Source organism: Streptomyces cylindrosporus (assembly GCF_022698165.1).
In the GTDB taxonomy this organism is placed as follows: Bacteria; Actinomycetota; Actinomycetes; order Streptomycetales; family Streptomycetaceae; genus Streptomyces; species Streptomyces cylindrosporus.
Window position 1 is genome coordinate 146,286 of the sequence record NZ_JALDAY010000005.1, and the last position, 20,786, is coordinate 167,071.

At 70.4% G+C, this 20,786-nt stretch carries 21 protein-coding genes; 9 read left to right on the forward strand and 12 right to left on the reverse strand.

Annotation, left to right across the window (positions count from 1 at the left end):
• Positions 1 to 116: 116 nt before the first annotated feature.
• Both fomD and MQP27_RS17025 read right to left on the reverse strand, forming a co-directional pair.
• Positions 117 to 812 carry a cytidylyl-2-hydroxypropylphosphonate hydrolase gene (gene fomD / locus MQP27_RS17020; protein WP_242766028.1) on the reverse strand — a complete coding sequence of 232 codons (696 nt, stop codon included), beginning with the start codon at positions 810 to 812 and terminating at the stop codon, positions 117 to 119.
• 72 nt (positions 813 to 884) lie between these two features.
• Complete coding sequence (locus MQP27_RS17025; protein ID WP_242766029.1) at positions 885 to 2,270, reverse strand: class II fumarate hydratase; 1,386 nt, start codon at positions 2,268 to 2,270, stop codon at positions 885 to 887.
• Between the two features lie 137 nt (positions 2,271 to 2,407).
• On the opposite strand from MQP27_RS17025, the gene MQP27_RS17030 reads away from it, so the two are divergent.
• Positions 2,408 to 2,917 (forward strand): SigE family RNA polymerase sigma factor, encoded by a 510-nt coding sequence (locus MQP27_RS17030; protein ID WP_242766030.1) that lies wholly within the window; start codon positions 2,408 to 2,410, stop codon positions 2,915 to 2,917.
• Positions 2,914 to 3,438, forward strand: a complete 525-nt coding sequence (locus MQP27_RS17035; protein ID WP_242766031.1) for a PASTA domain-containing protein — start codon at positions 2,914 to 2,916, stop codon at positions 3,436 to 3,438. Before MQP27_RS17030 ends, MQP27_RS17035 begins: the two co-directional genes overlap by 4 nt.
• Before the next feature lie 248 nt (positions 3,439 to 3,686).
• On the opposite strand, the gene MQP27_RS17040 is transcribed toward MQP27_RS17035, so the two are convergent.
• Positions 3,687 to 5,354, reverse strand: coding sequence for a fumarate hydratase (locus tag MQP27_RS17040; RefSeq protein ID WP_242766032.1), 1,668 nt, complete (start codon positions 5,352 to 5,354; stop codon positions 3,687 to 3,689).
• 144 nt (positions 5,355 to 5,498) lie between these two features.
• Between MQP27_RS17040 and MQP27_RS17045 the strand changes: the two genes are divergently transcribed.
• Together MQP27_RS17045 and MQP27_RS17050 are read left to right on the forward strand one after the other, a co-directional pair.
• Positions 5,499 to 6,185 carry a DUF1707 SHOCT-like domain-containing protein gene (locus tag MQP27_RS17045; protein ID WP_242766033.1) on the forward strand — a complete coding sequence of 229 codons (687 nt, stop codon included), beginning with the start codon at positions 5,499 to 5,501 and terminating at the stop codon, positions 6,183 to 6,185.
• A gap of 106 nt (positions 6,186 to 6,291) precedes the next feature.
• Positions 6,292 to 6,669: a WhiB family transcriptional regulator gene (locus MQP27_RS17050; protein ID WP_242766034.1), complete on the forward strand. Its 378-nt coding sequence runs from the start codon at positions 6,292 to 6,294 to the stop codon at positions 6,667 to 6,669.
• 78 nt (positions 6,670 to 6,747) lie between these two features.
• Here the strand turns inward: MQP27_RS17050 and glpX are convergent, their stop codons facing one another.
• The gene (gene glpX, locus MQP27_RS17055; RefSeq protein WP_242766035.1) at positions 6,748 to 7,782 is read right to left on the reverse strand and encodes a class II fructose-bisphosphatase; all 1,035 of its coding nucleotides are present in this window, start codon (positions 7,780 to 7,782) and stop codon (positions 6,748 to 6,750) included.
• A gap of 127 nt (positions 7,783 to 7,909) precedes the next feature.
• Between glpX and MQP27_RS17060 the strand changes: the two genes are divergently transcribed.
• Complete coding sequence (locus tag MQP27_RS17060; RefSeq protein ID WP_242766036.1) at positions 7,910 to 8,431, forward strand: DUF4245 domain-containing protein; 522 nt, start codon at positions 7,910 to 7,912, stop codon at positions 8,429 to 8,431.
• A gap of 66 nt (positions 8,432 to 8,497) precedes the next feature.
• On the opposite strand, the gene MQP27_RS17065 is transcribed toward MQP27_RS17060, so the two are convergent.
• The 4 genes from MQP27_RS17065 to MQP27_RS17080 all read right to left on the reverse strand — a co-directional run bounded on the left by MQP27_RS17065 (position 8,498) and on the right by MQP27_RS17080 (position 12,097).
• On the reverse strand, positions 8,498 to 9,088 hold the full coding sequence (locus MQP27_RS17065; protein ID WP_242766037.1) for a malonic semialdehyde reductase: 591 nt from the start codon (positions 9,086 to 9,088) through the stop codon (positions 8,498 to 8,500).
• Between the two features lie 146 nt (positions 9,089 to 9,234).
• Positions 9,235 to 9,471 (reverse strand): exodeoxyribonuclease VII small subunit, encoded by a 237-nt coding sequence (locus tag MQP27_RS17070; RefSeq protein ID WP_242766038.1) that lies wholly within the window; start codon positions 9,469 to 9,471, stop codon positions 9,235 to 9,237.
• Between the two features lie 9 nt (positions 9,472 to 9,480).
• A complete protein-coding gene (xseA, locus tag MQP27_RS17075) occupies positions 9,481 to 10,689 on the reverse strand; it encodes an exodeoxyribonuclease VII large subunit (protein ID WP_242766039.1) in 1,209 nt (402 codons plus the stop codon).
• 34 nt (positions 10,690 to 10,723) lie between these two features.
• Positions 10,724 to 12,097 (reverse strand): APC family permease, encoded by a 1,374-nt coding sequence (locus MQP27_RS17080; protein WP_242766040.1) that lies wholly within the window; start codon positions 12,095 to 12,097, stop codon positions 10,724 to 10,726.
• Positions 12,098 to 12,203: 106 nt separating this feature from the next.
• Between MQP27_RS17080 and MQP27_RS17085 the strand changes: the two genes are divergently transcribed.
• The gene (locus MQP27_RS17085; protein ID WP_242766041.1) at positions 12,204 to 13,214 is read left to right on the forward strand and encodes a 4-hydroxy-3-methylbut-2-enyl diphosphate reductase; all 1,011 of its coding nucleotides are present in this window, start codon (positions 12,204 to 12,206) and stop codon (positions 13,212 to 13,214) included.
• A gap of 29 nt (positions 13,215 to 13,243) precedes the next feature.
• Positions 13,244 to 13,990 carry a polyphosphate--glucose phosphotransferase gene (gene ppgK / locus MQP27_RS17090; protein WP_242766042.1) on the forward strand — a complete coding sequence of 249 codons (747 nt, stop codon included), beginning with the start codon at positions 13,244 to 13,246 and terminating at the stop codon, positions 13,988 to 13,990.
• A 33-nt stretch (positions 13,991 to 14,023) separates the two neighbouring features.
• Here ppgK and MQP27_RS17095 read toward each other — a convergent pair whose 3' ends face one another.
• A complete protein-coding gene (locus MQP27_RS17095; RefSeq protein WP_242766043.1) occupies positions 14,024 to 14,587 on the reverse strand; it encodes a DUF6542 domain-containing protein in 564 nt (187 codons plus the stop codon).
• A 198-nt stretch (positions 14,588 to 14,785) separates the two neighbouring features.
• On the opposite strand from MQP27_RS17095, the gene ychF reads away from it, so the two are divergent.
• Positions 14,786 to 15,874: a redox-regulated ATPase YchF gene (gene ychF, locus MQP27_RS17100; protein WP_242766044.1), complete on the forward strand. Its 1,089-nt coding sequence runs from the start codon at positions 14,786 to 14,788 to the stop codon at positions 15,872 to 15,874.
• Between the two features lie 42 nt (positions 15,875 to 15,916).
• On the opposite strand, the gene MQP27_RS17105 is transcribed toward ychF, so the two are convergent.
• The 3 genes from MQP27_RS17105 to MQP27_RS17115 are packed head-to-tail and all read right to left on the reverse strand — an operon-like array spanning position 15,917 to position 19,231.
• Positions 15,917 to 16,813 (reverse strand): squalene/phytoene synthase family protein, encoded by an 897-nt coding sequence (locus MQP27_RS17105; RefSeq protein ID WP_242766045.1) that lies wholly within the window; start codon positions 16,811 to 16,813, stop codon positions 15,917 to 15,919.
• A gap of 5 nt (positions 16,814 to 16,818) precedes the next feature.
• A complete protein-coding gene (locus MQP27_RS17110) occupies positions 16,819 to 17,889 on the reverse strand; it encodes a hypothetical protein (RefSeq protein WP_242766046.1) in 1,071 nt (356 codons plus the stop codon).
• A 49-nt stretch (positions 17,890 to 17,938) separates the two neighbouring features.
• Positions 17,939 to 19,231 carry a M14 family zinc carboxypeptidase gene (locus tag MQP27_RS17115; protein ID WP_242766525.1) on the reverse strand — a complete coding sequence of 431 codons (1,293 nt, stop codon included), beginning with the start codon at positions 19,229 to 19,231 and terminating at the stop codon, positions 17,939 to 17,941.
• A gap of 257 nt (positions 19,232 to 19,488) precedes the next feature.
• On the opposite strand from MQP27_RS17115, the gene MQP27_RS17120 reads away from it, so the two are divergent.
• A complete protein-coding gene (locus tag MQP27_RS17120; protein ID WP_242766526.1) occupies positions 19,489 to 20,748 on the forward strand; it encodes a HesA/MoeB/ThiF family protein in 1,260 nt (419 codons plus the stop codon).
• The last annotated feature ends 38 nt before the right edge of the window (positions 20,749 to 20,786 follow it).

Sequence of the window (20,786 nt, forward strand, 5' to 3'; positions counted from 1 at the left end):
GTCCTGCCGCCCCTCGGTGACGTTCGGTCAAGCCCAGCGCATGTTCCGGGAGTTGCCGCCCTGTGCCCTTGCGGAGGACGATCCTACGGTTGTGGACCGGGGGCGCATCAAGGGTCTCATGTGGACACGTGCGCGGGCGTACGGTCCCAGTCCTCCGGCAACGAAGGTACAGCCCAGGACGGATCCGGGCGCCAGTGCTGCCAGCCGTCGTCGAACGGCTTGCCCCAGGCGCGGATCACCTCCACCGCGCTGCGCCCCGCCGCCCGCACCCGCTCGGCGGCCGGCGCGTCCATCAGGCCGTCCCGCTGGGCCTGCGCGAACTCGTCCTCGTCGAGCAGGCGCCAACTGCGGTCCGGGTGCACGGAGATGTCGAGGAAGTGATCCCGGGAGTCGACTCCGCCGGCCCAACGGGCAAGCGGCGCCTCAAGATTCACGTACCAGTTCTTGAACTTCCAGCCCGGTTCCCAGAACAGCCACACCGACCAGGGGTCGCCGGGCCGGGCCAGCTTCAGCACGCCCGTGCCGAACCACCGGTCGCGCCGGACGGTCCGTGGCTTGGTGTAGCGCGAGTGGAGCGGCTCCTGGTGCACGGGCGTGCCGTCGGCGAGCACCGGCTTCACGCACTCGGTGCCGGGCGCGAGCCACACCGCGAGCAGTTCGGCGTCGTCGCGGACGACGGTGACCGGGCGCACGATGTGGAACCGCTCGCCGGCGTTCTCCCGGTACCGCCACAGGACCTGTGTCCCGGGGGCCCAGAAGCCCGTCGCCGAACCCGCCACCTCGTCCGCTCTCACCGCTCCGCCCTCTGCCATGCACAGATATTAGGTGCCATGGGCATACGACGCTGCGGTGAGCGTCACGGTTCTTCCACCGGCCGTGATTGGTTACGGGCGCGTCATCCGCAGGACATCCAGCGCCTGGTCGAGCTGCTCCTCGGTGAGGTCGCCGCGCTCCACGTAACCGTTCTCCAGGACGACCTCGCGGATCGTCTTCCGCTCCGCGAGCGCCTTCTTGGCGACCTTGGCGGCCTCCTCGTACCCGATGTACTTGTTGAGCGGGGTGACCACGGAGGGCGAGGACTCGGCGTACTCGCGCGCCCGTTCCCGGTTGGCGGTGATGCCGTCCACGGTCCGGTCGGCGAGCAGCCGGGAGACGTTGGCGAGCAGCCGGATCGACTCCAGGACGTTCTTGGCGATGACCGGCAGCATCACGTTCAGCTCGAAGTTGCCGGCGGCGCCCGCGGTGGCGACCGTGGCGTCGTTCCCGGTGACCTGGGCGGCGACCATGAGAACGGCCTCCGGGATCACCGGGTTGACCTTGCCCGGCATGATCGACGAACCGGGCTGCAGATCGGGCAGGTTGATCTCGGCGAGCCCGGTCCGCGGCCCCGAGGCCATCCACCGCAGATCGTTGGCGATCTTGGTGAGCCCGACCGCGATGGTCCTCAGCTGCCCGCTGGTCTCGACGATCCCGTCCCGCGCGCCCTGCGCCTCGAAGTGGTCGCGGGCCTCGGTGAGCGGCAGCCCCGTGACGCGGGCGACCTCCTCGATCACGGCCGCGGAGAACCCGGGCGGGGTGTTGATGCCGGTGCCCACGGCCGTCCCGCCCAACGGCAGTTCGGCGAGCCGGGGGAGCGAGGCGTACAGCCGCTCCACCCCGTACCGCACCTGCGCCGCGTACCCCCCGAACTCCTGCCCCAGGGTCACCGGGGTGGCGTCCATCAGATGCGTCCGCCCCGACTTCACCACGTCCCCGAACTCCTCCGCCTTGCGCTCCAGCGAGGCGGCGAGGTGCTCCAGGGCCGGGATCAGGTCCCGGGTGACGGCGGCGGTGGCGGCGACATGGATGGACGACGGGAAGACGTCGTTGGACGACTGCGAGGCGTTGACATGATCATTCGGGTGTACGTCCCTGCCGAGCCGCTCGCTCGCCAGCGTGGCGAGGACCTCGTTGGTGTTCATGTTGGACGAGGTCCCGGATCCGGTCTGGAACACGTCGACCGGGAAGTGCGCGTCCCAGTCCCCGCGGGCGACCTCCGCGGCCGCCTCCTGGATGGCCTCGGCGACGTCCTTGTCGAGCACCCCCAGCCGCGCGTTCACCTTCGCGGCGGCCCCCTTGATCCGCGCGAGCGCCTCGATGTGCGCACGCTCGATCCGCTGCCCGGAGACGGGGAAGTTCTCCACGGCCCGCTGTGTCTGGGCCCGCCACTTGGCGTCGACGGGGACGCGGACCTCGCCCATGGAGTCGTGCTCGATGCGGTATTCGCTCATGTCCGTATAGCGATCGGGACGGTGGAGATGTTCCGGACCTTGCGCCACCCGGGGGCTGTGACCCAGGTCTCACCGCCGTCGTGCAGCAGACGCGGGCGTGTCCACGTCGAGGACGGGTGACAGGAAGGGAGGAGCGTGTGGAGAGCGACTTCCACAGTTTCGTGACCGCCCGGTCGGCCGCGCTGTTCCGGGGCGCCCTCGTGCTGACCGGCAACCGCGACGCGGCCGAGGACCTGGTCCAGGAGACCCTGGAGCGGGCCTGCCGCAAGTGGCGCACGGTCGCCGCCGCGGACGCCCCGGACGCCTACGTCCGGCGGATCATGGTGAACCTCGCCAACGACCGCCGGCGCAGGTTCCGCAGGACCGTCCCCGACAGCGGCGAGCGGGTCGCGCCCGGCGACGAGTACGGACAGGTCGACAGCAGGGACCAGTTGGTGCGCGCGCTGCAGCAACTGCCCATGCGGATGCGGACGGTCGTGGTGCTGCGGTACTTCCACGACCTCTCCGACGCCGAGATCGCGGCCGACCTGGACATCTCGCCGAGCACGGTGCGCTCCCAGCTGGCTCGGGGGATCGAGAAGCTCAGGAGCCAGTTCCCCGCACTCTCCGGCCCTTCACCGCAGCAGCCCCAGGGAGGATCCCGATGACTTCGTACGGTGACGCACGGCCCTCCGGCTGCACACCCTTCGAGGAGCACCTGGTGAACGCCATGAACGACTACGCCGACTCGGCCGAGGCCCCCGACTTCGACGCGCCGGGGATCGTGCGCCGCACCCGCCGTCGGCGGGCCGTGGGCATCGCCGCCGTCGCCACCGCCCTGATCGTGGCGGGCGGCGGGACGGCCCTGGCCTCCATGACGGGCGGCACGGACCACAGGGCCCGTCCCGCCGCGAGCAGCACCGCCGCCTCGGGCGGCGTCACCCAGAACGGGAGCAAGCTCACCACTGTCCTGGTCGGCAAGCCCGGGGATTCGTTCACCATCGACTTCGCGGGCTTGGACCTGGTGTACGCCAAGCAGCTGCTGGCAAAGGCCCAGCTCCAGCTCGGCACGGTCTCCAAGAGGCCGGTCACGGGCTGCAAGCCGGGCTCGGTGTTCATGGCCGACCCGCACAGCCCGAAGATGGTCCCGGTGGGCGGCACGGTCAACCTGGTCCTCTGCTCCGGCTGATCCGAGACGCCCGCCCCTGCTCCAATCAGGGGCGGGCGTCCGTCCAGGAGGCCGGTCAGGCCAGCCCCGGCCCCCGCACCGGAATCGTCGTGAACGTCGGTGCGGGCGCCGGGTCCTGGAAGAAGTCGTTCGACTTGTTCGTCCGACGGCACCCGTCAGCCTGTCCGGCGTTTGAGGACGAGGCCCTTCGGGGCCGATGGGGGTAGGGGCGGCGGGGGCGAGATCCGTCTCCCGCCGCGCCCGAGGTACTACGCCAGCCCGGGCCCCCGAACCGGAATTGACGTGAACGTCGGCGCCGGGGCGGGATCTTGGAAGAAGTCGTTGCCCTTGTCGTCGACCACGATGAACGCCGGGAAGTCCTCGACCTCGATCTTCCAGACCGCCTCCATGCCGAGCTCCTCGTACTCGACGACCTCGACCTTCTTGATGCAGTCCTGGGCCAGACGCGCGGCCGGGCCGCCGATGGAGCCGAGGTAGAAGCCGCCGTGCGCGTCGCACGCGTCGGTGACCTGCTTGCTGCGGTTGCCCTTGGCGAGCATCACCTTGGAGCCGCCGGCCGCCTGGAACTGCTCGACGTAGCTGTCCATGCGCCCGGCCGTGGTCGGGCCGAAGGAACCGGACGCGTAGCCCTCGGGGGTCTTGGCCGGGCCCGCGTAGTACACCGGGTGGTCCTTCAGGTACTGCGGCATCTCCTCGCCCGCGTCGAGCCGCTCCTTGATCTTGGCGTGCGCGATGTCGCGGGCCACGACCAGCGGGCCGGTGAGCGAGAGCCGGGTCTTGACCGGGTACTTGGTGAGCTCGGCGAGGATGTCGTCCATCGGCTGGTTGAGGTCGATCCTCACGACGTCGCCGGCCTCGTCGAGGTGCTCGTCCGTGGTGTCCGGGAGGAAGCGCGCCGGGTCCGTCTCCAGCTGCTCCAGGAAGACACCCTCGGGCGTGATCTTCGCGAGGGCCTGGCGGTCGGCCGAGCAGGACACGGCGATGGCGACCGGGCAGGACGCGCCGTGCCGCGGCAGCCGTACGACCCGTACGTCGTGGCAGAAGTACTTGCCGCCGAACTGCGCGCCGATCCCGATCTTCTGGGTCAGCTCGAAGACCTTCTGCTCCAGGTCCTTGTCCCGGAAGCCGTGCCCCAGCTCGGAGCCCTCGGCGGGGATCTCGTCCAGGTAGTGCGCGGAGGCGTACTTGGCGGTCTTCAGGGCGTACTCGGCGCTCGTACCGCCGACGACGATCGCCAGGTGGTACGGCGGGCAGGCGGCCGTACCCAGCGAACGGATCTTCTCCTCCAGGAACTTCATCATGGAGGACTCGTTCAGGACCGCCTTGGTCTCCTGGTACAGGAAGGACTTGTTGGCGGAGCCGCCGCCCTTCGCCATGAACAGGAACTTGTAGGCGCCGCCGTCGGTGGCGTACAGCTCGATCTGGGCCGGCAGGTTGGAGCCGGTGTTCTTCTCCTCCCACATCGTGAGCGGAGCCATCTGCGAGTAGCGCAGGTTGAGGTTCAGGTACGCGTCGTAGATGCCCTTGCTGAGGGCCGCCTCGTCGCCGCCCTCGGTGAGGACGTTCTGGCCGCGCTTGCCCATGACGATCGCCGTGCCGGTGTCCTGGCACATCGGGAGCACGCCGGCCGCCGCGATGTTCGCGTTCTTCAGCAGGTCGAGGGCGACGAACTTGTCGTTGCTCGACGCCTCGGGGTCGTCGATGATGCGGCGCAGCTGGGCCAGGTGGGCCGGGCGCAGGTAGTGCTGGATGTCGTGGATGGCCTCCTCGGCGAGCTTGCGCAGCGCCTCCGGCTCCACCTTGAGGAACGTCCGCCCGTCGGCCTCGAAGGTGGAGACACCCTCGGAGGTCACCAGCCGGTACGGGGTGGTGTCCTCTCCCATGGGGAGCAGATCGGTGTACGCGAACTCAGGCATCGGTGCCCATTCCTCACTCGACAGACGGCGGCCGGCCGACACTGGCAGGCTTCACCAGCGTAGAACCTGGCTCTGACACGGACCGTGTGAGGTAATCCTCAGTTGGGGTAGTCGCGATCTATCGCGTTTCGGTACGCTGCTGCCGTGGACCTTCAGAAGCAGGATCTTCAGGAGCAGGCGGCACTCCGCGCCTCCGACGCCGACCGGGACCGTATCGCCGACATCCTGCGTGAGGCCCTGGCCGAGGGCCGGCTGACCGCCGACGAGCACGCCGAGCGGGTGGAGGGCGTGCTCGCCGCGAAGACCGTCGGCGAGCTGGAGGTCTTCGTACGGGACCTGCCCGCCGCCCACCGACACCGCGCGGCCCCCTCCTTCGCCGCGGCCCCGAGCCGCCCCACCGTGGGCGCGATCCCGGCCGACCCGGACGACAGTGTGGTGGCGGTCTTCAGCACCGCGGTCCGCAGGGGCCGCTGGCGCGCGGGACGCCGTATCCACGCGTACGCGATCTTCGGCTCCGTCGAGATAGACCTCAGCGAGGCGCTCTTCGAGTACCAGCAGGTCGTGGTCAAGACGATCTCGGTCTTCGGGAACATCGAGATCCGCGTCCCGGAGAACGTGTCGCTGCGCGGCACCGGCGGTGGTGTGCTGGGCAACTTCGAGGTGGCGCCGCTCGATTCGACGGAACCGGACGCACCGGTCGTCTACATCGACGGCTGGGCGGTACTGGGCAATGTCGAAGCGAAGCCGAAGCGGGGCAAGCTCGTCGCGGACATTCTCGATCGGGTTCAGCGCAAGGTGGACAAGAGTTTGCGCAAGCATCTGGATCGTTGACGGTTGTGAATCCGACCGGTCCGGTACTCAGTGCATAGGCGCACGCACAGCGGGTAGGGCTTGCTGCATCGTCGCTCGCTCGCGAAGCCGTCGTCAGGAGTAGACCGTGCTGCAACCGCCGCATTCGTCCCTGCAGGTAGCTGCCGTTCCGGCCCAGCGGGTGCCAGTGCGGGACAGGGACCAAGACGCACCCTGGCACACCGAGGCGGTGTGCCGGCGCGACGAGGCAGGCCTGTTCTTCGCACCGTCCAAGGAACCCACCGCCGCGCGCCTGTCCAGGGAAGAGGCGGCCAAGCGCGTCTGCGCGCGCTGCCCGGTCATGGTCGAGTGCCGCGAGCACGCCCTTCTGCAACCCGAGCCCTACGGCGTCTGGGGCGGCCTGACGGCAGCGGAACGCCGCGTGGTCCTGGCCCGCAGGCGCCGCCGCGACATGGAGCTGAAGAAGGCGGCGAGGGCTCAGGGCCGTATAGCGCAGGCGGGCTGACAGGCGCCGCGGGACGGCAGAAGGGCGCCCCCTCCGCACCGGGGGCGCCCTTGCCTTCCAGATCCTGGGCCTCTGGGGCTACTTGGCCCGGTCGAAGTCGATCGCGCTGTAGGCCCGCAGCTTGCTCAGGCGGTGCTCCGAGTCGATCCGCCGTACCGTCCCCGACTTCGACCGCATCACGATCGAGTCGGTCGTCGCCGTCTCCGACCGGTAGCGCACACCCCGCAGCAGCTCACCGTCGGTGATCCCGGTCGCGACGAAGAAGACGTTCTCCCCGGAGACCAGGTCGTCCGTCATCAGCACCCGGTCGAGGTCGTGCCCGGCGTCGACCGCCCGCGCCCGCTCCTCGTCGTCCTTCGGCCACAGCTTGCCCTGGATCGTGCCGCCGAGGCACTTCACGGCACAGGCGGAGATGATCCCCTCCGGCGTACCGCCGATGCCCAGCAGCATGTCGACGCCGGTGCCCTCGCGCAGCGCGTAGATCGACCCCGCCACGTCACCGTCGGAGATCAGCTTGATCCGCGCCCCGGCCTCCCGGATCTCCTTGATGATCCCCTCGTGCCGCGGCCGGTCCAGGATCACCACGGTCACGTCCTCCGGCGTGGACCGCTTCGCCTTCGCGACCCGCCGGATGTTCACCGACACCGGCGCGTTGATGTCGACGAAGTCCGCCGCCTCGGGCCCGGTGACCAGCTTGTCCATGTAGAAGACGGCGGACGGGTCGAACATCGACCCGCGGTCCGCGGCCGCCAGCACGGCGATCGCGTTCGGCATGCCCTTGGCCGTCAGCGTGGTCCCGTCGATCGGGTCGACGGCAATGTCGCACTCCGGCCCGGTCCCGTCACCGACCCGCTCCCCGTTGAAGAGCATCGGCGCCTCGTCCTTCTCGCCCTCGCCGATGACGACCACGCCGTTCATCGACACGGTGGAGACGAGGGTCCGCATGGCGCGCACCGCGGCACCGTCGGCGCCGTTCTTGTCGCCCCGCCCGACCCAGCGGCCCGCGGCCATCGCGGCGGCTTCGGTCACCCGGACGAGCTCCAGGGCGAGGTTGCGGTCGGGGGCTTCGCTGGGGACTTCGAGTTCGGACGGCAAGTGATGATGCTCGGTCATCGAGGCGCACCTTTCTGATACGACGACGGCCGGATGAGGGTTCGACCCTCGACTCTATCGTCAGTCCGACAAAATGAGCAGGGGACCCCACGGATGAGCGGACCGGGCACCTGCGACGATAGAGGGCGTGGCAGGTTCGAACGGCAGGCAGAAGACGGCCCGGGACATGATCCTCTCCCTGGGCATCATCGGGATCGCGGCGGCGCTCATCTACGTGTTCATCCCGCACGACGACTCCGCTCCGGACATCAAGCGGGTCGACTACCGGGTCGAGCTGCTCACGGCGCGCCGCGCCGCGGCCTACCCGGTGGCCGCTCCCGAGGGCCTGTCCAAGTCCTGGAAGGCGACCTCGGTCCGCTTCGACGGCGCGAACTTCGACGCCTGGCACCTGGGCTTCCACGCCCCCGGCGGTCAGTACGTGCAGATCGAGCAGTCGACTCAGAAGGCGTCGGAGTTCATCGACGACGCCAGCCAGGGCGCGTCGGCGACGAAGACCACCCAGCGGATCAACGGCGAGACCTGGACGCGCTACACGGGCGGCCGTTACGACGCCCTCGTGCTCCCCGGGAAGAGCTCGACGACGGTGGTCGCGGGCACGGGCTCGTTCAAGCAGCTGACGGAGATGGCGCAGGCACTGAAGACGTCGTGACCGCGTCCGCGTACGCGAGAGGCCCCCGGCGTCGCTGCCGGGGGCCTCTCGCGCATGGGGATTCGCTCAGACCGTGGTGACGACCTGGTCGTACTCCAGGCGCGGGGAGCGCGGGAACCAGGCGTCCTCGCCCGGCTTGCCGATGTTGATCACCATCAGCGGGGTGTGGTCGTCGTCCAGGAACTCCTTCTGGATGCCCGCGAAGTCGACACCGGTCATCGGGCCGGCGGCGAGCCCCGCGGCGCGGACGCCGATGATGAAGTACGCGGCCTGCAGGGAGGCGTTCAGGGCGGCGCTGCCCTCACGGACCTCGCGGGCGCTGAAGACGGTGTCCTTGGCCTGCGGGAAGTGCGGGAAGAGCGCGGGCAGCTCCTCGTGGAACTCGTTGTCCGCGGAGAGGATCGCGACCAGCGGGGCGGTGGCGGTCTTCTTCTGGTTGCCCTCGGCCATCAGGCCGACGAGGCGCTCGCGGGCCTCGGCGGAGCGGACCAGGGTGATGCGCAGCGGCGACTGGTTCATGGAGGTCGGGCCGTACTTGACCAGGTCGTAGATCGCCTGCACCTGCTCCTCGGTCACCGGCTCGTCGGTGAAGGTGTTCGCGGTGCGGGCCTCACGGAACAGCAGGTCCTGGGCGGCGGGGTCGAGAACGAGAGACATGTGGGGATCTTCCTCGGGGGTAGTCTGGCTCCGATTACCGGACCGCGGTCCGTTTCGGTCGACAGGCATGACCGTACGCCAAGGAAGTTCAAGGTTCAACAAAAAGCGGGACGCAGTGATCCGCTTCACACGGACGGGTACGAGGACTACTCCCCGCCCTCCTCGTCGCCGGCCTCTTCCTCCTCCGCCAGCGCCGCGTCCAGCCGCGCCCGCGCCCCGTCCAGCCAGCGCCGGCACACCTTGGCCAGCTCCTCGCCGCGCTCCCAGAGCGCCAGGGACTCCTCCAGCGTCGTACCGCCCGCCTCCAGGCGTCGTACGACCTCGATCAACTCGTCCCGCGCCTGCTCGTACCCGAGCGCCTCTTCGGCCACCTTGCTGGTCATCCGCCCACCCTATGCGTCGACTCTTACGGAGAACTCGCCCTCGGAGACCCGCGCCCGCAGCGTCTCCTCGGCACTCACCTCGCCGGGATCCCGCACCACATGCCCGTCCGCCTTCTGCAGCACGGCGTACCCGCGCTTGAGCGTGGCGGCGGGGGAGAGGGCCACCACGCGCGCGTGCGTGTGCGTCAGCTCGGAGTCGGCGCGGTCCAGGAGATGGCCGAGGGTGCGCCGCGAACGGTCGACCAGCGAGGCGACATGATCGGCCCGCTCGTCGATCATCCGGTGCGGATCCTCTATCGACGGCCGCGCGAGCGCATGCGCCAGCCCCCGCTCCTCCCGCTCCACGAACGCCTCCACGCACCGCCGCGCGCGGTCCCGCAGCAGCCGTACGCGCTCGTACTCCTCGCCGACGTCCGGTACGACCTTCTTGGCGGCGTCCGTCGGGGTGGAGGCCCGCAGGTCGGCGACGTGGTCGAGCAGCGGGTTGTCGGGCTCGTGCCCGATGGCGGAGACGACGGGCGTGCGGCACTCGGCGACGGCGCGCACCAACTGCTCGTCGGAGAAGGGCAGCAGGTCCTCCACGCTGCCGCCGCCGCGCGCGACGATGATCACGTCCACCTCGCCGAGCTCGTCGAGCTCCTTCACGGCCTGCACGACCTGCGGGACGGCGTGCACGCCCTGCACGGCGACGTTGCGCACCTCGAAGCGGACGGCGGGCCAGCGGTGCCGGGCGTTCTCCAGGACGTCCCGCTCGGCGGCGGAGGCCCGACCGCACACCAGCCCGATCAACTGCGGCAGGAACGGCAGCGGCTTCTTCCGCTCGGCCGCGAACAGCCCCTCGGCGGCGAGCGACTTCTTCAACTGCTCCAGTCGGGCGAGCAGTTCACCCACGCCGACAGGCCTTATCTCGGCGGCCCGCAGCGACAGCTGCCCCCGCGGTGCGTACCACTCCGGTTTCGCGTGTACGACGACCCGGGCGCCCTCGCTGACGACGTCGGCGACGGCGTCGAAGACCTGGCGGTAGCAGGTGACGCTGACCGAGATGTCGAACGACGGGTCGCGCAGGGTCAGGAACACGACCCCGGCCCCGGGCCGCCGCGACAGCTGAGTGATCTGCCCCTCGACCCACACGGCCCCGAGCCGGTCGATCCACCCCCCGATGAGCCGCGAGACCTCACCGACGGGGATGGCGGTTTCGGGGGACGTGTTGAGAGCCATGCCGCGAGGGTAACGGCCGGGTACGACAACGTCCTCAATCGCCGGGCGGGCCCGCCTGCCCGCGTTGGGCCACGAGCACCGCGAGTCCCACCACGAACCACACCGCCCCCACCACCTGCGCCGCCCCCGACGCCTCCACGATCACCGCGACAGTGATCGCCGCCCCCGCCACCGGCACCAGCACATGCCGCCACCAAACCACCGGCCCCCCGGCCCGCCGCACCGCGAACCAGCCCACCACGCTCGCGTGCAGCAGCGTGAACGCCGTCAGGGCGCCGATGTCGACCACCGACACCAGGTGGTCCATCCCGTCGTCCCGCCGCGCCGCCCACACCGCCGCCACCAGCGTGATCACCGCCGCGCACAGCAACGCCACCCGCGGCACCCCGGAGTCCGTCTTCGACAGCGCCCGCGGCAGCCGCCGCTCCCGCCCCATGGCGAACAGCAGCCGCCCCGCCGCCGCCTGCCCGGCCAGCGCCGCGAACGCCGCCCCGATCGCCTTGCTGACGGCCACCAGATCGTGCAGCCAGCCCCCGACGGACGTGTCGACGGCGTCGTAGAAGGCCGACCCCTGCTTCCCCGGCTCCGCGGCCAGCTGCGCCGACGTCGTCGGCTCCAGCAGCGCCACCAGATACGACTGCGCCACGAACAGCACACCCGCCAGCGCGAGACAGAACAGCACCGCCCGGGCGACCTTCTCCGACCCGCCGGTGACCTCCTCCGCGAAGGTCGCGATCGCGTCGAAGCCGAGGTACGAGAGGACGGCGACCGACACCGCCCCGATCACCGCGGACAGGGCGAAGGAACCCTGCGTACCGTCCCCCGACAGCGGCGACAGCCAGCCCCGCTCGGCGCCGTCCCGGGCCAGCACCACCACCGCCGACACCAGGAAGACCAGCAGCACCACGATCTCCATCGCCAGGACCAGGAAGCCGACCCGGGCCGCGGCCCGTACGCCCCAGAGGTTCAGGAGCGTCGTGACGACCACCGCGAGCGCCGTCCACACCCAGCGCGAGACCTCGGGGACGAGGGCGTTCATCGCGATGCCGGAGAAGAGGTACGCCACCGCCGGGATGAGGAGGTAGTCGAGCATCGCCATCCAGCCGGCGACGAACCCCGCCTCCTTCCCGAGCGCCACGCGCGCGTACGCGAACACCGAGCCCGCCTGCGGCACCACCCGCACCATCTGCGCGTAACTGAACGCGGTGAACGCCATCGCGACCGTCGCTACGACGTAGACCAGCGCCACCGCCCCGTGCGACTTGGCGTCGAGCGTGCCGAACACGCCGACGGGCGCCATGGGGGCGATGAAAAGCAGCCCGTAGACCACCAGATCCCGGAAGCCGAGGCTGCGCCGCAGGTCACGGCCCGCTTCGGGGTTCCGCGTCGCCGTTCCGGTGTCGGACATGGTGCCTCCGCCAGTGCCTCGCCCGTCGTGTCCTTCCCCACCCCTCCCACTCCAGGGCATGTATCCCCGCGGACGCGATCTTTGACCCGCCGAACGTGGCCCTACGATGGATCCCATGACTGCTTCGCCTGGCCGCCGTGTCCTGCTCGCCGCTCCCCGTGGTTACTGCGCGGGTGTGGACCGCGCCGTGATCGCCGTCGAGAAAGCCCTGGAGCAGTACGGGGCTCCGATCTATGTCCGGCACGAGATCGTGCACAACAAGTACGTCGTGCAGACCCTGGAGAAGAAGGGCGCCATCTTCGTCGAGCGCACGGAGGAGGTCCCCGAGGGGAACATCGTGATGTTCTCCGCCCACGGCGTGGCCCCGGTCGTCCACGAGGAGGCGGAGCGCGGCAGGCTCGCCACCATCGACGCGACCTGCCCGCTGGTCACCAAGGTCCACAAGGAAGCCGTCCGCTTCGCCAAGGAGGACTACGACATCCTCCTGATCGGGCACGAGGGCCACGAGGAGGTCATCGGCACCTCCGGCGAGGCCCCCGACCACATCACGCTCGTCGACGGTCCGGAAGACGTCGCCAAGGTCGAGGTCCGCGACCCCTCCAAGGTCGTCTGGCTGTCGCAGACCACCCTCTCCGTCGACGAGACCATGGAGACCGTCGACGCCCTGAAGGAGAAGTTCCCGCAGCTGATCTCCCCGCCCAGCGACGACATCTGCTACGCCACGCAGAACCGTCAGCTCGCGGTGAAGCAGATGGGCGCCGAGGCCGAGCTGGTGATCGTCGTCGGCTCGCGCAACTCCTCCAACTCCAAGCGGCTGGTCGAGGTCGCCAAGCTGGCCGGCTCCCGCGAGGCCTACCTGGTGGACTTCGCCGACGAGATCGACGAGGCCTGGCTGGAGGGCGTGAGCACGGTCGGCGTCACCTCCGGCGCCTCCGTGCCGGAGATCCTGGTCGAGCAGGTCCTGGAGTGGCTGTCGCGGCGCGGCTTCGAGGACGTGGAGATCGTCAAGGCGGCCGAGGAGTCGATCACCTTCTCACTGCCCAAGGAGCTGCGCCGGGATCTGCGCGACGAGGCGGCGGCGCTGATCGCCGAGCGCACGGGCTCCTCGGCCGAGTGACTGTCAGTCGTCCGTCGTAACGTAGGGCCATGCAGATCTTCGGTGTGGACATCGGTGGGTCCGGGATCAAGGGCGCCCCTGTCGACCTCGACAGGGGTGACCTCGCGGAGGAGCGCTTCAAGGTGCTCACCCCGCACCCGGCGACTCCCGACGGCGTTGCCGACGGGGTGAGACAGGTCGTCGAGCACTTCGGGTGGGCGGGCCCGGTCGGGCTCACCTTCCCGGGCGTGGTCACCGGCGGATCCACGATCCGTACGGCGGCCAACGTCGACAAGAGCTGGGTCGACGTGGACGCGCGCGCGTTGTTCACCGAGCGGCTGGGCGGCCTGGCCACGACGGTGGTCAACGACGCGGACGCGGCGGGCGTCGCCGAGATGAACTTCGGCGCGGGCCGCGGCCGCCGGGGCACGGTCATCCTGCTGACCTTCGGCACCGGCATCGGCAGCGCGGTCTTCGTCGACGGCGAGCTCGTGCCCAACACCGAGCTGGGCCACCTGGAGCTGGGCGGGCACGACGCGGAGAAGCGGGCCTCCAGCAAGGCCAAGGACGACGGCGAGCTGACCTGGGAGCACTGGGCCCGGCGCGTCACCAAGTACCTCGCCCATGTGGAGATGCTCTTCTCGCCGGAGCTGTTCATCATCGGCGGCGGAGTCAGCCGCAAGTCCGAGAAGTTCCTGCACTTCATCGAGGGCATCCAGGCGGAGATCGTCCCCGCGCAGCTGCAGAACAACGCGGGGATCGTGGGAGCGGCGATGCGCGCGGCGAAGGACGGCTAGGACTCGGCCGGGACGAGTCCCGGGATCGCCGGGTCAGGCCCTCGGCGGGCGGCGCCGGGCGACCTGGCGGCGCATCAGGGTGATCTTGCGCACGGACACGATCACGCCCGCGACGAGCGTGCCGCCGTAGAGCCAGCCGGCCTGGGTGGCCAGTGCCGTCACCAGGCCCATCAGGCGGCCCGCCAGGCCGCCGCCGCTCTCGGCCACGGGGAGCAGGCCCACCGCGAAGGCGATCGGTACGACGACGGGGGCGGTCACCAGGTCGCCCTTGCGCACCCACAGCGCGGTCAGGACGCACACCGGCAGGAACAGCACGCCGTACACCGTCGGTGAGGCCCCGAACAGCAGCGCGTCCAGGCCGCCGAGGACGAACATCGCGGCCCCGCAGAACAGGCCGCCGCCCAGCCCGGTCAGCCGGGGGTTCGGCAGCCGCCGTACCCGCTCGGCCGGCGGGGGACCGGGTTGCCGTACCCCTGCGGGACGGGCGGCCGGGCGGCCCGTCGCCGGGCGTGCGCCGCCGCGGGCCGCCTGCGGGGGCAGCGGAGGGGTGCCGCGTCGCGTTCCGTTGTGCGGGGGTCGCGTCCTGTGTTGCTCCACCCGACCAACTTAGGTCGGTTTATGTGTCGAATCGCCCTTCAGACACGCCGTAGGACAGACCTTGGCCATGCGTTCGAGAGGCCCGGCGGGGCGGGGCCGGTCAGCCCGTAAACTGGGGGATCGGTCGGCCCGCCGGCCCTCTGGCCCGCCCGGTACGGGCACCGGCCCCCTGGCCCTCTCACTACGGGAAGTCGCAACGTGTCGCTCACGATCGGAATCGTCGGTCTGCCGAATGTCGGCAAGTCGACCCTGTTCAACGCCCTCACCAAGAACGACGTGCTCGCGGCCAACTACCCGTTCGCCACGATCGAGCCGAACGTGGGCGTGGTCGGTGTCCCGGACCCGCGCCTGACGAAACTGGCCGAAATCTTCTCCTCGCAGCGCATCCTCCCGGCGACGGTCGACTTCGTCGACATCGCGGGCATCGTGAAGGGCGCCTCCGAGGGCGAGGGCCTGGGCAACAAGTTCCTCGCGAACATCCGCGAGTCCGACGCGATCTGCCAGGTCATCCGCGCCTTCAAGGACGCGAACGTCGTGCACGTCGACGGCAAGGTCTCGCCGAAGGACGACATCGAGACGATCAACACCGAGCTGATCCTCGCCGACCTCCAGACCATCGAGAAGGTCCTGCCGCGCCTGCAGAAGGAGTCGCGGATCAAGAAGGACGTGGCGCCCAAGGTGGCGGCGGTCGAGGCCGCGAAGGCGATCCTGGAGAAGGGCGACACCCTCTTCTCTGCAGGCATCGTCCAGGGCTCCGGCAACGAGGAACTCCTCCACGACCTGCACCTCCTGACCACCAAGCCCTTCCTCTATGTCTTCAACGTCGACGAGGACGAACTGGTCGACGACGACTTCAAGGCCGAGCAGCGTGCCCTGGTCGCCCCCGCCGAGGCGATCTTCCTCAACGCCAAGCTGGAGGCGGACCTCGCCGAGCTCGACGAGGAGGACGCGATGGAGCTCCTGGAGTCGGTGGGCGCCGAGGAGCCGGGCCTGACCACCCTCGCCCGCGTCGGCTTCAACACCCTCGGCCTGCAGACCTACCTCACGGCCGGCCCCAAGGAATCCCGCGCCTGGACCATCAAGAAGGGCGCCACGGCCCCCGAGGCGGCCGGCGTCATCCACACCGACTTCCAGAAGGGCTTCATCAAGGCGGAGGTCATCTCCTTCGAGGACCTGGTGGAGACCGGCTCGGTGGCGGAGGCCCGCGCGAAGGGGAAGGCGCGGATGGAGGGCAAGGACTACGTGATGCAGGACGGGGATGTGGTGGAGTTCCGCTTCAACGTGTAGCGGGTGACTTGTCACGTCCGTGCAGCCGCTGGGGGACGTCGGTCAGTGACGGCGTTGTCTGTGCAGGATTCGTAGCGTGGCCAGGAGCGGTGGGCGGGCGGGGCCGTGGAGGAGGGCCGGGCCGTGGGTCAGTGCCGCGTCGGCTGTGCGGAGTTCGATCTCGGTGAAGGCCCTCAGCAGGGACTGGTTGAGGGGTGGGAGCCGGGCGCCGAGTTCCTGGGCCCTGCGGAGGTCGGTGCGGGCCGTCTCGATCTCGTGGGTCAGAAGCTCGCGCAGGCCCGGGGAGTCGTGGCCCGGGGTGAGGTCCGCGGGGGTGAGGGAGAAGCGCTCCAGTGTCTCGGACGGGATGCCCGGTCGGCCCTCCGCGGTGTCCTCGGCGAGGTCGTTGACGAAGTCCAGGCGTTGGCTGCCGGCCATGAGGGTCCGGCACATCGCCCGGTAGCGGCCGTCGTCGTCCCGCTCCGGGCCCAGGAGGGTGGCGACGAGCATGAAGGAGGGGAGGGAGTAGGCGTCGACGTAGGACTGGAAGTCGGCCTCGGAGACGAAGCCGGTGAAGTCCAGGTCGGTGTGGGCGGTGGCGAGGTACTCCTCCACCGTGCCGTGGAGCCGTGGGTACGCGGTGACCGTGTGGAGCAGCGCGCGGATCAGCGGTTCGTCGGCCGTGCCCCGGGCCAGGGCCTTGCGTACGCGTTGCTCCCAGGAGGCCCAGGCCTCGATCCGCTGCCGCTTCGGGCCGGTGTCCAGGAGGTTGTCCCCGTGGTGCATGAAAGCGGTCGCGGCCACCACGTGCGGCAGCGTCGGCGGGGGCAGCAGCAGCCGGGCCGCCAGATAGGAGCTCCGGCGGAAGCGGGACACCAGCCGGCGCCCGCGGGTGTAGTCGTCGCGGAGGCGGGGCTCACGGATTCCCGCCGCGGTGAGGCTCCGTCCCCAGGTGCTCACTCCGGTCACTTCTTGTCATCCTCCGGGCAGGTGTACTGCCCGTGCTCCTGCGGAGCGCACTCCTTGATGCCGTTGACGCTGAACTCGTAGATCTGCTTGGGGTGTTGCGCGATGCCGTGCACGCTGAAGGGCTTTCCGTTGTTCGTGATGTCCTGGGTGTGCGTGCCCTTCGAGTCGACGTAGGTGACCTCGAAGGCCTTCCAGGTGCAGTCCTTCGTACCGGAGGTGACCTGGATGCGGAGGCCGCCGGGGGTGGCGCCGTTGCCCAGGTCGATCTTCTTCTGGGTGAAGTACGGCTCGCCGTAGTGCTTTTCCTCGCTGCCGGTGATCACGGGGACGCTGGTGGAGCGGTTGACGTCGAAGAGGACTCCGGCGTAGCTGCCCTCGCCCTCACCGCGCGAGACGATCACCGTGTCGGCCTTGGCCGGGGTGCAGGTGACGTCCTTCATGCGCATGCCGTTGACGGCCAGGGCGGCCTTGCGGTCGCTGATGAGGTCGACCAGCCAGGCCTCGGAGTAGCCCCACCAGTCCCCGCGGATCGAGGGGTGCCAGACGTCGGAGTAGAAGACCGGGCGGGCGTGGTGGGCCGTGCTGAACGGCCCCAGGTCGTGCGGCGGACCGACGACCTGCCGCTTCTCGGCGTCGGTGAACGGGGCGTCGAAGAGGGAGGCCTCGGCGTACTGGGTGTCCTGCCGGACGCTCGCGGTGAAGGCGGGGCCCTCCCGGTCGACCTTGTCGTCGGCCTCGCTCGCCACCCGCGCGTCGTGCTCCGAGGAGAGCTGGTCGACGCCCTTCGTGAGCAGGAACAGCACGAGCGAGCTGACGGCCACCCAGGCCACTCTGATGAGGATCTTCCGGTTCCGTCGGCGGCGGTCCGGGTCGGCCGCGTCGGGGAAGAGGCCCTCGATCACGTCACCCAGGAGGGAGGACGGGCGCGGGCCGGAGTCCGCCGTGTCGTGGCTGTCCGCGGTGGCGCCGGTTGCCGGGGAGCCGCTGGTGTCCGGGGAGTCGCTGGTGTCCGGAGAGCCGCCGGTGTCCGGGGAGTCGCTGGTGTCCGCCGTGTCTCTGTCTGGCATGCGGGCAGTTCCGGGGAGGTAAGTGGCCGGTGGAGAAGGGAAGTTGATGTTACGGCATCTGCGCGCGCAGCGCGCTCGCCGCTGCCGCCACCACCGTGCGGGACTGGAGTTCCACCTGGGCGTGTACCGGTACCCAGCGCAGCCGCAGGGCGGATTCGAAGGAGGTGCACCAGCTGGTGTAGAGGTCGTTGAGGTCGTGGTGGAGGGCCGGGGCCGCCGGGTCGGGCGCCGCGTGCAGGAGGCGCAGGAGGAGGCCTGCCGCGCGGAGGGGCTGGCGGCGGGCCACGATGTCCAGGGCGCAGATCTGGGCCTTCGGCAGGGGGTACGGGGTGGGCCGACGGGTGAGTTGCTCCCACGAGGTGGCGACCAGGTCGTACAGGCCGTCGGCCATCCACTCCAGTACCCGTCGGGACGCGTCGGTCTCGGGCGGGGGCAGGAAGGCGCGCGCCTTGTCCAGGACCGTGGTCACCTGCCGGCCGCCGTCCCGGACCAGCCCGGCCAGCTCGCGCAGGGCCGGTACGGGCTCCGGGTGCGGGGCCGGGTCCCCGGCCATGTCCGTTGCCCACATGGGGACTTCGACGATCGCGGTGATCCCGCCGTACCGCTGGGGCGCGCACCACGTGGACAGGCCGATGTTCTCCGAGCCGGGTGCCAGGCGGGCCGTGCTGTGCGGTGGGGGCAGGACGTGGATGCCGGGGGCCGGGTTCTCCCAGTACAGGGCGTCGAAGGTGCCGAGCTGGACCGGGATGCCGAGTTCCGTGGCGAACGCGCGGAAAGGGGACGGCAGTTCAGGGAGCGCGTCGGTCAACTGGACCCAGGTGCCGCCTGCTTCGACGCTGTGCAGGGAGCACTGGAGGAACGGGCGCAGTTCGTCGATCACCGCGAACAGGGCCTGGGTCTCCGGGAGTTGGCGCGACTCGATCGGGGCCCACTCCGGCTGCTCCGCCGCGATCGGGCGGAAGGCCGTGCGGTAGTAGTCGTGGAGGGTGGGGGCGGGGGTCGCCGTCGCCGTCTCGACGCCCTTGCTCAGGGCCGCGCCGTCCGGATCGAGGCACAGGACGATGTTCCAGGTGGTGCGGGCGGGGTCCGTCGCCGGTGACCCGCCGTCGCCGCCTGCCACCCGGTTCGCCAGGGCCAGTGCCGTCGTGCCGCCGACCGGTTCGTCGGGGTGCGGGCGGGCCACCACCAGGACGTGGTGCGGGCCGTGCCCCACGGACAGCATCTCGATCGGGCGGCCCGCACGGGACGTGCCGACCCGGCGCAGGCGGGCGGTTCCCGGGTGCCGGGAGACCAACTGCCGTGCCGAGTCGGCCACTTCCTCGACCGTCAGATACCGGTCCAGGTTCTCGTCCGGATACCGGTCCAGGTTCTCGTCCGGCATTCGCGGCTGATCAGGAGCCGCCGTTGCCACCGCTGTCGCTGGTGGTCTCCTTCTTGTCCAGCGGACGGATCTCGATCTTGTTCGCCATGCCCTGTCCTCCCGTTGGTGGCTGGGACGTGCCGTGGTCGATGTGCTCTTGCCAGAGTTCGCTCAGCCGGTGACGCTTGTCAACGTCCGTTGTTCTCCGGGTAGTTGATGTTCACGAGATTGGCGTGAAGATGACGGTGCACGCGGTACGACGGCCTCGGATCAAGCCGGAGCACCGGGCCTACCGGACCGTCGACGGCCATGTCCGGATCGGGAGCGTCGTCCACGGCATCGGGGCCGAGGTCAAGGATCCCGACGGCTGGGTGTGGACGCTGGTCGAGGCCATGGACGGTACGCGGGGTGTGGGCGACGTCGTGGCCGAGGTGTCCCGTCGCCATCCCGAACTGCGGCTGCCGGAGGCGGACATCCGCCAGGCGGTCACCGACCTCACCACCGCCGGGTACGTCGAGGACGCCGGTGCCGCGCCGCCGGCCGAGCTGACGGAGCGGGAACGCGAGCGGTACGGCAGGGGCATGACCCTGATGCGCTGGATGGATCTCCGGCCCAGGGAGAGCGCGTGGGAGCCGCAGGTGCGGTTGCGGCGGGCGCGGGTCCTGCTGATCGGGGTCGGAGGGACGGGGGGTGCGGCCGCGCGGGATCTGGTGGCGTCCGGGGTCGGGCTGCTGCACTGCGTCGAGCCGGACGTCGTCGAACTCTCCAACCTCAACCGGCAGACCCTCTTCCGGGAACGGGATCTCGGCACACCCAAGATCGACGCGGCGTTGACGGCACTGCGGGCGCTGAACTCGGACGTCAGGGTCACGGGGGAGCGGCGGGTGGTGCGGGGGGTGGGGGACCTGGAGGAACTGCTGGCCGGTGGTTTGGGCGGGGGCGCTGGTTCGGGTGCTCTCGGTGGTTTGGGCGGGGTCGGTGATTCGGGTGCCTTCGGCGGGTCGGGTAATCCCGGCGGCTTCGACGGTTCCGGCGCGGGAGCGGCGTACGACGTGCTGCTTCTTGCGGCCGATCGGCCCGCCGTGATCCGGCGGTGGGCCAACCAGGTGTGTCTCGCCTCCGGTACGGCGTGGGCCGAGGCCGGTTATCGGGGGCCGCTGGTGAGCGTCGGGGTCTTCGCGCCCGGGCGGGGAGCGTGCTGGGAGTGTCTGCGGGCCGCCGAGATCGAGCGGCGCGATCTGCGGCTCGCGCCCGGCCAGGACGAGGACGTCGCCTCGCCCCGGATGCCGTGGAACCCGGTCAACGCCGTGACCGCGGGGCTGTCCGGCAGCCTGCTCGCCCATGCGGCGCTCATGCTGCTGTGCGGGATTCCGCCGGTCGAGCCGGGCTGCCGGTTCGGCCTCAACCTCATGACACCGGGCGACGGGATCCTGCAACGCTCGGAGCGCCGACCGGACTGCCCCGCCTGCGGCGATCCAGGCGCACGGGAAACCCTATGACTGCCATCGCTGCCGAGGGTGGGTCGTGGGCGAGCCCG